The organism is Kluyvera genomosp. 1 (genome assembly GCF_001266615.1).
GTDB lineage: Bacteria > Pseudomonadota > Gammaproteobacteria > Enterobacterales > Enterobacteriaceae > Kluyvera > Kluyvera cryocrescens_A.
The window spans coordinates 1-12,609 of record NZ_LGHZ01000019.1; the positions used below are offsets into that span (position 1 = coordinate 1).

Annotated in this window: 11 protein-coding genes; 8 read left to right on the forward strand and 3 right to left on the reverse strand. The window is 54.9% G+C overall.

The window, feature by feature from the left end; genetic code table 11:
- The first annotated feature begins 222 nt into the window (after positions 1–222).
- The 3 genes from pldA to rhtC all read left to right on the forward strand — a co-directional run bounded on the left by pldA (position 223) and on the right by rhtC (position 3,868).
- Complete coding sequence (gene pldA, locus KP80_RS12375) at positions 223–1,089, forward strand: phospholipase A (RefSeq protein ID WP_052283953.1); 867 nt, start codon at positions 223–225, stop codon at positions 1,087–1,089.
- A 118-nt stretch (positions 1,090–1,207) separates the two neighbouring features.
- A complete protein-coding gene (recQ, locus tag KP80_RS12380) occupies positions 1,208–3,037 on the forward strand; it encodes an ATP-dependent DNA helicase RecQ (protein WP_052283954.1) in 1,830 nt (609 codons plus the stop codon).
- 207 nt (positions 3,038–3,244) lie between these two features.
- Entirely contained in the window at positions 3,245–3,868 is a 624-nt protein-coding gene (gene rhtC / locus KP80_RS12385; RefSeq protein ID WP_052283955.1) for a threonine export protein RhtC, read from the forward strand.
- Positions 3,869–3,906: 38 nt separating this feature from the next.
- Here the strand turns inward: rhtC and rhtB are convergent, their stop codons facing one another.
- Entirely contained in the window at positions 3,907–4,527 is a 621-nt protein-coding gene (gene rhtB, locus KP80_RS12390) for a homoserine/homoserine lactone efflux protein (RefSeq protein WP_052283956.1), read from the reverse strand.
- Positions 4,528–4,636: 109 nt separating this feature from the next.
- Between rhtB and pldB the strand changes: the two genes are divergently transcribed.
- The 3 genes from pldB (at position 4,637) to KP80_RS12405 (ending at position 7,456) form a co-directional block, all read left to right on the forward strand.
- Entirely contained in the window at positions 4,637–5,629 is a 993-nt protein-coding gene (gene pldB / locus KP80_RS12395) for a lysophospholipase L2 (RefSeq protein WP_052283957.1), read from the forward strand.
- 41 nt (positions 5,630–5,670) lie between these two features.
- Complete coding sequence (yigL, locus tag KP80_RS12400; RefSeq protein WP_052283958.1) at positions 5,671–6,471, forward strand: sugar/pyridoxal phosphate phosphatase YigL; 801 nt, start codon at positions 5,671–5,673, stop codon at positions 6,469–6,471.
- Positions 6,472–6,556: 85 nt separating this feature from the next.
- The gene (locus KP80_RS12405; protein ID WP_052283959.1) at positions 6,557–7,456 is read left to right on the forward strand and encodes a carboxylate/amino acid/amine transporter; all 900 of its coding nucleotides are present in this window, start codon (positions 6,557–6,559) and stop codon (positions 7,454–7,456) included.
- Here KP80_RS12405 and metR read toward each other — a convergent pair.
- Positions 7,344–8,297: an HTH-type transcriptional regulator MetR gene (gene metR, locus KP80_RS12410; protein ID WP_052283960.1), complete on the reverse strand. Its 954-nt coding sequence runs from the start codon at positions 8,295–8,297 to the stop codon at positions 7,344–7,346. The genes KP80_RS12405 and metR overlap by 113 nt on opposite strands.
- Before the next feature lie 116 nt (positions 8,298–8,413).
- On the opposite strand from metR, the gene metE reads away from it, so the two are divergent.
- Positions 8,414–10,675, forward strand: a complete 2,262-nt coding sequence (gene metE / locus KP80_RS12415; protein ID WP_052283961.1) for a 5-methyltetrahydropteroyltriglutamate--homocysteine S-methyltransferase — start codon at positions 8,414–8,416, stop codon at positions 10,673–10,675.
- A 42-nt stretch (positions 10,676–10,717) separates the two neighbouring features.
- On the opposite strand, the gene KP80_RS12420 is transcribed toward metE, so the two are convergent.
- Complete coding sequence (locus tag KP80_RS12420; RefSeq protein WP_052283962.1) at positions 10,718–11,530, reverse strand: dienelactone hydrolase family protein; 813 nt, start codon at positions 11,528–11,530, stop codon at positions 10,718–10,720.
- A 237-nt stretch (positions 11,531–11,767) separates the two neighbouring features.
- Between KP80_RS12420 and udp the strand changes: the two genes are divergently transcribed.
- Positions 11,768–12,529: a uridine phosphorylase gene (gene udp, locus KP80_RS12425; RefSeq protein WP_052283963.1), complete on the forward strand. Its 762-nt coding sequence runs from the start codon at positions 11,768–11,770 to the stop codon at positions 12,527–12,529.
- The last annotated feature ends 80 nt before the right edge of the window (positions 12,530–12,609 follow it).

Below are 12,609 nucleotides of genomic sequence, written 5' to 3' on the forward strand. Positions count from 1 at the left end.
TCGTCGGCAGCGTCAGATGTGTATAAGAGACAGGAGCGTCAGATGTGTATAAGAGACAGCATAATGACCTTGCTTAATATGTTAATGAATTGTTGATTTTATGCCTATTGCATGTTGATTACTACTTTCAGACAGGTTTGATGAGCAAGAACAGTGCAAATAGTTAGAATGCATGTCATTTTGTTATTCATTATTTTTATATATCTCAGGGGAAAGTGACCGATGCGGTTCTCACGGAGTGGGTTACTGGCGCTACTGCTGCCTGTTTCAGCGTTTGCGCAGGAAGCTACGATTAAAGAAGTTCACGATGTACCGGCCGTACGCGGCAGTATTCTCGCCAACCTGCTGCAGGAGCATGATAATCCGTTCACGCTCTACCCTTATGAAAGTAACTACCTGCTGTACACCTGGACCAGCGACCTTAACAAAGAGGCGATTCGCTCCTACGACTGGGCGGAAAATGCGCGTAAGGATGAAGTGAAATTCCAGCTGAGCCTGGCGTTCCCGCTGTGGCGCGGGATCCTTGGCGATAACTCGGTGCTGGCCGCTTCCTACACGCAGCGCTCCTGGTGGCAGCTTTCCAACAGCGGTGAGTCCGCGCCGTTCCGCGAAACGAACTATGAACCGCAGCTGTTCCTCGGTTTTGCGACCGATTATCAGTTTGCCGGCTGGACGCTGCGCGACATTGAAATGGGCTATAACCACGACTCCAATGGCCGCTCAGATCCCACCTCACGTAGCTGGAACCGCCTGTATACCCGCCTGATGGCGCAGAACGGTAATTGGCTGGTGGAAGTGAAGCCCTGGTATGTGGTGGGTGAAACCAACGACAACCCCGATATCACCAAGTATATGGGTTACTACCGGCTGAAAATCGGCTACCAACTGGGTGATGCGGTGCTGAGTGCACAGGGACAATACAACTGGAATACCGGCTACGGCGGCGCGGAGCTTGGTGTAAGCTATCCAATAACCAAGCACGTGCGCGTTTATACCCAAGTCTACAGCGGCTACGGCGAGTCGCTTATCGACTATAACTTCAACCAGACGCGCGTTGGCGTCGGTGTGATGCTTAACGATCTGTTTTAACAGCGCCGCAGCCGGTTTGTTGCGAGTCGAGCTGAAGGATTTCGTCTAAAACATTGCAGTTTGGCACTCAGGCGCTGAAAATAGCGCCTGTTTTTATTTTACGGTGAATGGGGTCAATGTGGCACAGGCGGAAGTTTTGAATCAGGGATCGCTGGCTAAACAGGTTTTGCAGGAGACCTTTGGCTATCAGCAATTCCGCCCGGGCCAGGAAACCATCATCGATACCGTGCTGGAAGGGCGCGACTGCTTAGTCGTGATGCCAACCGGTGGCGGTAAGTCGCTGTGCTATCAGATCCCCGCGCTGGTGCTTGATGGGCTGACGGTAGTGGTTTCGCCGTTGATTTCCCTAATGAAAGACCAGGTCGATCAGTTGCTGGCGAACGGTGTGTCGGCGGCCTGCATCAATTCGACGCAAACACGCGAACAGCAACAAGAGGTGATGGCCGGGTGCCGCACCGGGCAGATTCGTCTGCTCTACATCGCCCCGGAACGCCTGATGCTGGATAATTTCCTTGAGCATTTGGCGCACTGGAACCCGGTGATGCTGGCGGTGGATGAAGCACACTGTATTTCGCAGTGGGGCCACGACTTCCGCCCGGAATATGCCGCGTTAGGTCATTTACGCCAGCGCTTCCCGGCGCTGCCGTTTATGGCGCTGACCGCGACCGCTGACGACACGACCCGCAACGACATCGTGCGCCTGCTGGGGCTCAACGACCCCTATATCCAGATCAGCAGCTTCGACCGCCCAAATATTCGCTACATGCTGATGGAGAAGTTTAAGCCTCTCGACCAGTTGATGCGCTATGTGCAGGAGCAGAAAGGCAAGTCTGGGATTATTTACTGCAACAGCCGCTCGAAGGTGGAAGACACCGCCGCCCGTCTGCAAAGCCGTGGCATTAGTGCGGGCGCCTATCACGCCGGGCTTGAGAATAACGTCCGCGCTGAGGTCCAGGAGAAGTTCCAGCGTGACGATCTGCAGATTGTGGTTGCTACCGTCGCGTTTGGTATGGGCATTAACAAACCTAACGTGCGTTTTGTGGTGCATTTCGACATTCCGCGCAATATCGAATCTTATTATCAGGAAACCGGTCGCGCAGGGCGTGATGGTCTGCCTGCGGAAGCGATGCTGTTTTACGATCCGGCCGACATGGCCTGGCTGCGACGCTGCCTCGAAGAGAAGCCGGCGGGCATGTTGCTGGATATTGAACGCCACAAGCTCAATGCGATGGGCGCGTTTGCCGAAGCGCAAACCTGCCGTCGTCTGGTGCTGCTGAATTACTTCGGCGAGGGGCGTCAGGAGCCATGCGGCAACTGCGATATCTGCCTCGACCCGCCGAAACAATATGATGGCGCCCAGGATGCACAGATTGCCCTTTCGACCATCGGACGCGTTAATCAGCGCTTTGGTATGGGCTATGTGGTTGAGGTGATTCGTGGCGCCAACAGCCAGCGAATTCGCGAGTTTGGTCATGACAAACTGAAAGTCTACGGCATGGGCCGTGAGAAGAGCCACGAGCACTGGGTGAGCGTGATTCGCCAACTGATTCACCTCGGCTTTGTGACGCAAAACATTGCTCAACATTCAGCGTTACAACTGACCGATGCTTCGCGTCCGGTGCTGCGCGGTGAAGTCCCCCTCCAGCTTGCGGTACCGCGTATCGTCGCGTTGAAGCCGCGCGTGATGCAAAAAGCGGCAGTGGGCAACTACGACAGGCAGCTGTTCTCGAAACTGCGCAAACTGCGTAAAGCCATCGCGGATGAAGAAAATATCCCGCCGTACGTTGTCTTCAACGATGCGACGCTGATTGAAATGGCGGAGCAGATGCCGGTTTCTCCGGGCGATATGCTTAGCGTAAACGGTGTCGGGACGCGTAAACTGGAACGCTTCGGACGCGAGTTCCTCGCGCTTATTCGTGCCCACGTCGATGGGGACGATGAAGAGTAGTCAGTACGCGGAAAAAATGTCAGGATGTAGACTACATCCTTCAAACGGCCACCGCGCTGGCCGCGGTCGTAAACCCCAGTGACGTCAGCTGTTCGCGTCCGGGGGATTCGCTCCCTTACCGCCTTGATACCGCTTGAATGATTTTGCGTACAGCGGAAAGCTGTACCCTTTTTCCGCAAATATATCGTCTTGTTTGGTAGGTCTATCATGATAACGCTGTTCCTTACCGTGGCGCTGGTGCACATCATTGCGTTGATGAGCCCGGGGCCGGACTTCTTTTTTGTCTCTCAGACTGCCGTCAGCCGTTCTCGCAAAGAGGCGATGATGGGCGTGCTGGGCATTACCTGCGGCGTCATGGTCTGGGCGGGCGTCGCGCTACTCGGGCTGCACCTGATTATCGAAAAAATGGCGTGGTTGCATACCATCATTATGGTCGGCGGTGGACTTTACCTGTGCTGGATGGGCTACCAGATGCTGCGCGGGGCGCTGAAGAAAGACGAAGCAGTGGAAGAGGCTGAACCGCAGGTTGAGCTGGCGCAAGGCGGGCGTAGCTTTATGAAAGGCTTGCTGACTAACCTCGCGAACCCAAAAGCGATTATCTATTTTGGATCCGTGTTCTCGCTGTTTGTGGGGGATAGCGTCGGTGCCGGCGAGCGCTGGGGGATTTTCGTGCTGATTATTCTCGAAACGCTGGCGTGGTTTACCGTGGTAGCCAGCCTGTTTGCGCTGCCGACGATGCGTCGTGGCTATCAGCGTGCGGCGAAGTGGATTGATGGCGTAGCGGGAACCCTGTTTGCCGGATTTGGTATTCACCTGATTATTTCACGCTAAGTTTTTGCCCACCCGTTAGCGGGTGGGCTCTCTTCATTTCACGCGTGGCGTGCCGACGCTAGCAGCGCGCCAACCAGCATAAACAATGAGCCGAACACCTTATTCAGAGCCTTCATCTGTTTTGGCCCTTTGATCCAAACGGCGATGCGCTGTGCCAGGGTGGCGTAGCCAATCATCACGATGATATCGACGACAATCGTGGTTATGCCAAGAATGAGATACTGCATTACCTGTGGTTGATCAGGCACGATGAACTGCGGAAAGAGGGCGGCTAGAAACACAATGCTTTTTGGGTTCGTCAGGTTAACGAATACCGCGCGCTGAAACAGTTTGCCGCGGCTCTGGGTTTTCGCCAGCGTTTTCAGGTCGATAGCACCCGCTGCGCGCCATTGCTGAATACCCAGCCAGATAAGATAAGCCACCCCAGCCCATTTCAGAATTTCAAACGCCAGTACCGAGCGGGAGAACAGCGTCCCCAGCCCCACGCCGACCAGAACAATATGAATGGCCAGCCCAGTTTGTAAGCCAGCAATCGACGCTGCCGCGCCACGGTAGCCGTGGTTGATGGAGGTGGTCATGGTATTGATCGCCCCTGAGCCCGGCGACAGGCTGAGAATTATGGATGTGAGCAGGTAGGCGAACCACCATTCAAAGGTCATGAGAATCTCCCTGATTGTCTGTTTTTATGCCACAATACGCTATTGTATGGACGCTGTGTCAGGCGTCACAAAAAAACGATTTTCAGCGGTTAACTGGGGTGGAAGCCCGATGTTTCAACAGCAAAAGGATTGGAATACAAGAGAAAACGCGTTTTCCGCGTTTACCACCGGCCCATTGATGGATTTCTGGCGCGGCCGGGAAGAAGCAGAGTTTATCGGCGTTGATAGCGTTCCGGTATGGTTTGTTCGTTTCAGTTCGCCTGCGCATGACCGGGTGATTGTCGTGTGCCCTGGGCGTATTGAAAGCTACGTGAAGTACGCCGAGCTGGCGTACGATCTCTTCCACAGTGGTTTTGATGTCTTAATCATCGACCACCGCGGTCAGGGTCGTTCCGGACGTATGCTTTCGGACTCGCATCGTGGCCATGTGGCGAAATTCAGCGATTATGTAGACGATCTTGCGGCCTTCTGGCAGCAAGAGGTGCTGCCGGGTCGCTGGCGTCAGCGGTTTATTTTGGCGCACTCCATGGGCGGGGCGATTGCGACGCAGTTCCTGCAACGTAATCCGCAGGGCTGTGATGCTATCGCGCTTTGCGCACCCATGTTCGGTATTGTCATGCGTTTGCCGGAATGGGTTGTCCGGCCGCTTCTCGATTGGGCTGAGGGCCATCAGCGTCTTCGGGAAGGTTACGCCATGGGGACCGGACGATGGCATGCGCTGCCGTTCGGCGTTAACGTGCTAACTCACAGCCGCGAGCGCTATCGGCGCAATGTGCGTTTTTATGCCGATGAGCCTCAGCTACGCGTGGGCGGTCCCACCTATCATTGGGTGCGAGAGGGGATTCTTGCCGGGGAGAAAATTCTCGCCGATGCCGCGCAGGATACCTTCCCCGTCCTGCTGATTCAGGCGGAAGAAGAGCGGGTTGTTGATAACCGCATGCACGACCGTTATTGTGTCATTCGCGCCGAAGCGGGCCATCCTTGCGATGGCGGTAAGCCGCTTGTCATACAGGGCGCCTATCATGAGATCCTTTTTGAAAAGGACGCTATGCGATCAGTCGCACTCACTGCCATTGTCGATTTTTTCGATCGACATCGTTAATTCGGCGCCAGCGCCGCACTGTTTAGAGGTTAAATTCGTTTATGTACCAGGTCGTTGCGTCTGATTTAGATGGCACCTTACTCTCCCCTGACCACCACTTAACGCCGTATGCAAAAGAGACGTTGAAGCTGCTGACCGCGCGCGGTCTGAACTTCGTCTTTGCCACCGGGCGTCACTACATTGATGTTGGGCAGATCCGCGATAATCTCGGGATCAAGTCGTATATGATTACCTCCAACGGCGCGCGCGTGCACGACGCTGAGGGCAAACAGGTTTTCGCCCATAATCTGGACCGCGATATTGCGACCGATCTCTTCGGCATTGTGCATGCAAACCCAGATATCGTCACCAACGTCTATCGCGACGATGAGTGGTTCATGAATCGCCACCGCCCGGAAGAGATGCGTTTCTTTAAAGAAGCGGTCTTCAACTACACGTTGTACGAGCAGGGTATGCTGGAAGCCGAGGGCGTCAGCAAGGTGTTCTTTACCTGCAACGACCATGAAACGCTGCTGCCGTTGGAGCAGGCGATTAACGCGCGCTGGGGCGATCGCGTCAACGTCAGCTTCTCGACGCTGACCTGCCTGGAAGTGATGGCGGGCGGCGTGTCGAAAGGCCATGCGCTGGAAGCGGTTGCTAAGGCAATGGGCTATACGCTTAAAGACTGCATCGCTTTTGGCGATGGGATGAACGATGCAGAAATGCTGTCGATGGCGGGTAAAGGCTGCATCATGGCTGGCGCGCATCAGCGTCTGAAGGATCTGCATCCTGAGCTCGAAGTGATTGGCTCCAACGCCAATGACGCGGTGCCGCACTACCTGCGTAAACTGTATCTTGATTAAAAATTGACGACTGACTATTAAGTGGTCAGTTGTCAACCTGCATCTCCGCTACAATGAATGCTCATCTTCCTATGAGACATTCATTGTGGCGCTCCTGATTATTACCACGATTCTGTGGGCCTTCTCGTTTAGCTTTTACGGTGAGTACCTTGCCGGGCATATCGACAGCTACTTTGCCGTGCTGGTGCGCGTCGGCCTTGCTGCGCTGGTGTTTCTGCCATTCCTGCGTACCCGCGGACACAGCCTGAAAACCATCGGTTTGTATATGCTGGTAGGGGCGATGCAGCTTGGCATTATGTATATGCTGAGTTTCCGTGCCTATTTGTACCTGACCGTTTCAGAACTGCTGCTGTTCACCGTGCTAACGCCGCTCTATATCACCTTAATTTATGACCTAATGAGTGGACGCCGCCTGCGCTGGAGCTACGCTTTCAGCGCGCTGCTGGCGGTGATTGGTGCCGGGATCATTCGCTACGACCATGTGACCAGCCATTTCTGGATGGGGCTACTGCTGGTTCAACTCTCCAATATCACCTTCGCCATCGGTATGGTGGGCTACAAGCGTCTAATGGAAACCCGCCCAATGCCGCAGCATAACGCGTTCGCCTGGTTCTACCTCGGCGCCTTTGCCGTCGCGGTGGTGGCGTGGTCGCTGTTGGGTAATACGCAGAAAATGCCGGAGACCATGCCGCAGTGGGGCATTCTGGTGTTTCTTGGCGTGGTGGCTTCGGGGATTGGTTACTTCATGTGGAACTACGGTGCTACGCAGGTGGACGCAGGCACGCTAGGCATCATGAACAATATGCATGTGCCTGCGGGGCTGCTGGTGAACCTGGCAATCTGGCATCAACAGCCCCACTGGCCGAGCTTCCTTACAGGGGCTGCTGTGATCCTGGCCTCACTGTGGGTACATCGGCGTTGGGTCGCTCCGCATTCTTCACAAACGGGAGATGATCGCAAGCGTGGTTCCGCGCTGAGTGAATAAACGCATCCATCACCGGCTGACGCTGTTCGCCATCGCGCACGGCGGCGTACAGTCGGCTCCACAAGCCTTCACCCAGGGTTTTGGTCACGATAAGACCCTGGCGTTCAAAACTTTCCACCACCCAGTGCGGCAGCGCGGCAATCCCCATACGCGCTGATACCATCTGAATCAGCAGCAACGTGTTATCCACGCTTTTCAGCTGCGGGCTAATACCAGCCGGCAGCAGGAAGTGACGCCAGATATCCAGACGCTGGCGCTGCACCGGATAAATCAGCAGCGTTTCTGACGCTAAATCTTCCGGGGTAATGCGGGCTTTAGCGGCCAGCGGATGGTCCGGCGATAGCACCAGACGCACTTCGAAATCGAACATTGGCGAATAGTGCAAACCGCTGCGCGGCAGAATGTCGGAAGTCAGGACAATATCCAGCTCGCTTTGCTGCAGGGCTGGCTGTGGGTCGAAGGTGACACCGGACTTAAAGTCCATCTCGACCTGTGGCCACTGCTTATGGAAATTCTCCAGTGCGGGCGTCAGCCATTGAATACAGCTGTGGCATTCAATGGCAATGCGCAGTGTGGCCTGCTGCGGCTCATTACAGGCCTGCAGCGCCTGGCCAATTTGCGGTAGCACCTGATTTGCCAACTGCAGCAGGATCTCCCCTTGCGGCGTAAAGCGTAATGGCTGGCTTTTACGCACAAATAGCCGAAAGCCAAGGCGCTGTTCCAGATCGCTGAACTGGTGAGAAAGGGCGGATTGGGTTTGATGCAGCGTCGCCGCGGCGGCCGCCAGCGAACCACTATTCCGCAACGCCTGGAGCGTTTTCAGGTGTTTAATCTCGATCATGAAAGTCCTTCACTTCGGCATGAACAATTTGCGCTTGAGGAATATACAGTACCTTCACATTATGGATGTGTAAACATCTGGACGGCTAAATACTAAAAATTCCATGAGAGGCAAATATGACTATTCAGAACCACACCCTCGGTTTCCCTCGCGTCGGCCTGCGTCGTGAGCTGAAAAAAGCGCAAGAGAGCTATTGGGCGGGTAACGCCTCCCGTGAAGAACTGCTGGCGACAGGTCGTGAGCTGCGCGCCCGTCACTGGGAGCAGCAAAAACAAGCGGGTATCGATCTGCTGCCAGTAGGTGATTTCGCCTGGTACGATCACGTCCTGACGACCAGCCTGTTGCTGGGCAACGTTCCAGCTCGCCACCAGAATCAGGATGGCTCGGTAGATATCGACACTCTGTTCCGCATTGGGCGTGGCCGCGCACCGACCGGTGAACCCGCGGCGGCGGCAGAAATGACCAAATGGTTTAACACCAACTATCACTACATGGTGCCGGAATTCACCCAAGGACAGCAGTTCAAGCTGACCTGGACCCAGTTGCTTGACGAAGTGGATGAAGCGCTGGCGTTAGGTCACAAGGTGAAACCTGTCCTGTTGGGGCCGGTGACTTACCTGTGGCTGGGCAAAGTGAAGGGAGAACAGTTTGATCGCCTGAGCCTGCTGAGCGACATTCTTCCGGTCTACCAACAAGTCCTGGCCGAGCTGGCAAAACGCGGTGTGGAGTGGGTTCAGATTGATGAGCCGGCACTGGTGCTGGAGCTGCCGCAGGAATGGCTGGATGCGTTTAAACCGGCATACGATGCGCTCACCGGTCGGGTCAAACTGCTGCTGACCACCTATTTTGAAGGTATCACGCCGAACCTCAACACCATTACTGCGCTGCCGGTGCAGGGGCTGCACGTTGATTTCGTGCACGGTAAAGATGATGTCGCTGAAGTGCACAAGCGTCTACCTGCCGATTGGCTACTCTCTGCCGGTTTGGTTAATGGTCGTAACGTCTGGCGCGCCGATCTGACTGAAAAATATAACCAAATTAAGGATGTCGTTGGTAAACGTGATTTGTGGGTTGCATCTTCTTGCTCTCTGCTGCACAGCCCGATCGACCTGAGCGTAGAAACGCGACTGGATGCGGAAGTGAAGAGCTGGTTTGCCTTCGCCCTGCAAAAATGTGAAGAGCTGGCCTTGTTGCGCGATGCGTTGAACAGTGGTGACACCAAAGCCATCTCCGAATGGAGTGCGCCGATTCAGGCTCGCCGTCATTCCACCCGCGTACATAACGCGGCGGTAGAAAAACGTCTGGCGGCAATTACCGCACAAGACAGCCAGCGTGCTAGTGCCTATTCTGCGCGTGCTGAAGCCCAGCGCGCGCGCTTTAATCTGCCAGCGTGGCCGACCACAACGATTGGTTCGTTCCCACAAACCACTGAAATCCGCGGCCTGCGCCTGGATTTCAAAAAAGGCAAACTTGATGCGGGTAACTATCGCACAGGTATTGCTGAGCACATCAAGCAGGCCATTCTTGAGCAGGAACGTCTGGGTCTTGATGTACTGGTCCACGGTGAAGCCGAACGTAACGACATGGTGGAATACTTCGGTGAACATCTCGACGGCTTCATCTTCACTCAGAACGGCTGGGTGCAGAGCTACGGTTCCCGCTGTGTGAAGCCGCCGGTGGTAATTGGCGACGTCAGCCGTCCGGAAGCGATTACCGTTGAGTGGGCGAAGTTCGCGCAGTCGCTGACCGACAAACCGGTGAAAGGCATGTTGACCGGCCCGGTTACCATTCTGTGCTGGTCGTTCCCGCGTGAAGACGTGAGCCGCGAAACCATCGCCAAACAGATTGCGTTGGCGCTGCGAGATGAAGTGGCGGATCTGGAAGCTGCTGGTATCGGTATCATCCAGATTGATGAACCAGCGCTGCGCGAAGGCTTGCCGCTACGTCGCAGCGATTGGGCGGCCTATCTCGAATGGGGCGTGGAGGCCTTCCGTATCAACGCCGCCGTGGCGAAAGATGAAACGCAGATCCATACCCACATGTGTTACTGCGAGTTCAACGACATCATGGATTCCATCGCGGCGCTGGATGCTGACGTGATCACCATCGAAACGTCACGTTCCGACATGGAGCTGCTGGAGTCGTTCGAAGAGTTCGACTACCCGAACGAAATCGGGCCGGGCGTGTACGATATTCACTCCCCGAACGTGCCGAGCGTGGAATGGATTGAAGCGCTGTTGAAGAAGGCGGAGCAGCGGATCCCGGCAGAACGCCTGTGGGTTAACCCTGACTGCGGTCTGAAAACTCGCGGCTGGCCAGAAACCCGCGCGGCGCTGGCAAACATGGTGAAAGCGGCACAGAATTTACGTCAGGCGTAAAAAACAGACGGAGGCGAAAGCCTCCGTTTTACTTTTTAAAGGTTAACCTTTTTTCCCATCATACTGCGCAAACCACGCCAGCATTCTCTGCCAGCCGTCTTTTGCTGACTCTTCATGATAACTGGCGCGATAATCTGCGTTAAATGCATGGCCTGCTTCCGGATAAACAACAATCTCAGCGTTTGCATTGGCCGCGCGCAGTGCATGGCGCATCGTTTCAACGGATTCCAGTGAGATGCCGGTATCCTGACCGCCGTACAGGCCCAGCACCGGTGCGCTGAGATCGACGGCGACATCGACGGGATGTTTTGGATTGTTTAGCGTTTTGTCACCGGTCAGGCGGCCATACCAGGCTACTGCGGCTTTGAGCTGTGGATTATGTGCTGCATACAGCCAGGCAATGCGCCCGCCCCAGCAAAAACCGGTTATCGATAAACGGTTGGCGTCGCCGCCGTGACGTGCAGCCCAACTGGCAACATGGTCGAGATCGCCGAGCACCTGAGCGTCAGGGACTTTTGTGACCAGGCTACTGAACAATGACGGAACATCGTCATAGTCATTCGGGTCGCCCTGGCGGAAATAGAGTTCCGGTGCGATAGCCAGGTAGCCTTCCAGCGCCAGACGGCGGCAGATATCGCGGATGTGTTCGTGGACGCCAAAAATCTCCTGCACTACGATGATTACCGGGAGAGGCGCATCGCTATGTTTAGGACGGGCATGATAGGCCGGCAGCGTATCCCCCTGTGAGGGAATGGATGTTTCTCCCGTCGTGATGGTCTCTTCGGGCGTATGGACGGTGGTTGAGGCATGAGGCGAAGCAGCAGGTGCAAATCCAGGTTGTTTGTTGATTGTCATGGCATTCTCCGTACCCTTTAAATGAACTCATAGCTGAATCACAGTGCCTCAATACGGCGTATTTTTGTGCAGCAGACGATCACAATAACTTGTTAGTGTGATGTTAATCACTAATTGCATGGAATTTAATGTAATAATTTTAGTCCTTAGTGATGGTAGTCACGAAAAAGAGTCGTGGTCTTCTATAAAGTACATTTTTGCTTCTTCTGACAAAACTGAACCACAGAGGAGTTCTTTATGTCCAAGTCTGATGTTTTTCATCTCGGCCTCACCAAAAACGATTTACAAGGGGCGACGCTGGCTATCGTCCCCGGTGACCCGGAGCGTGTGGAAAAGATCGCCGCGCTGATGGAAAAGCCGGTAAAACTGGCATCTCATCGTGAATTTACCTCCTGGCGTGCTGAGCTTGATGGCAAGTCAGTGATCGTCTGCTCAACCGGTATCGGTGGCCCATCGACTTCCATTGCTGTGGAAGAGTTGGCGCAGCTGGGTATTCGCACTTTCCTGCGTGTCGGTACCACTGGTGCTATTCAGCCACATATCAACGTCGGTGACGTGCTGGTCACCACCGCCTCCGTCCGCCTTGACGGTGCGAGCCTGCACTTTGCACCGATGGAGTATCCAGCGGTCGCTGATTTCGCCTGTACCACCGCGCTGGTGGAAGCCGCGAAGGCCGTTGGTGCAACAACGCACGTGGGCGTCACCGCCTCTTCTGATACCTTCTATCCGGGTCAGGAACGTTATGACACCTTCTCGGGCCGCGTGGTGCGTAACTTCAAAGGCTCTATGGAAGAGTGGCAGTCAATGGGCGTGATGAACTACGAAATGGAATCTGCCACCCTGCTGACCATGTGCTCAAGCCAGGGTCTGCGTGCGGGTATGGTAGCTGGCGTGATCGTCAATCGTACCCAGCAGGAAATTCCTAACGCTGAGACCATGAAGCAGACCGAAAGTCATGCGGTGAAAATCGTGGTAGAAGCAGCGCGTCGCCTGCTGTAGTTTTTCCCTCCTTGATAAAAGGCCGACTTGTTCGGCCTTTTTCTTTTTGCGTAGCGCCTCGCAGGAAACTGCTTTAAAAC

Coding starts and splice junctions, on each gene's coding strand:
- pldA (WP_052283953.1), top strand. CDS start 223: ATGCGGTTCTCACGGAGTGGGTTACTGGCGCTACTGCTGCCTGTTTCA.
- rhtC (WP_052283955.1), top strand. CDS start 3,245: ATGATAACGCTGTTCCTTACCGTGGCGCTGGTGCACATCATTGCGTTG.
- rhtB (WP_052283956.1), bottom strand. CDS start 4,527: ATGACCTTTGAATGGTGGTTCGCCTACCTGCTCACATCCATAATTCTC.
- pldB (WP_052283957.1), top strand. CDS start 4,637: ATGTTTCAACAGCAAAAGGATTGGAATACAAGAGAAAACGCGTTTTCC.
- yigL (WP_052283958.1), top strand. CDS start 5,671: ATGTACCAGGTCGTTGCGTCTGATTTAGATGGCACCTTACTCTCCCCT.
- metR (WP_052283960.1), bottom strand. CDS start 8,297: ATGATCGAGATTAAACACCTGAAAACGCTCCAGGCGTTGCGGAATAGT.
- metE (WP_052283961.1), top strand. CDS start 8,414: ATGACTATTCAGAACCACACCCTCGGTTTCCCTCGCGTCGGCCTGCGT.
- KP80_RS12420 (WP_052283962.1), bottom strand. CDS start 11,530: ATGACAATCAACAAACAACCTGGATTTGCACCTGCTGCTTCGCCTCAT.
- udp (WP_052283963.1), top strand. CDS start 11,768: ATGTCCAAGTCTGATGTTTTTCATCTCGGCCTCACCAAAAACGATTTA.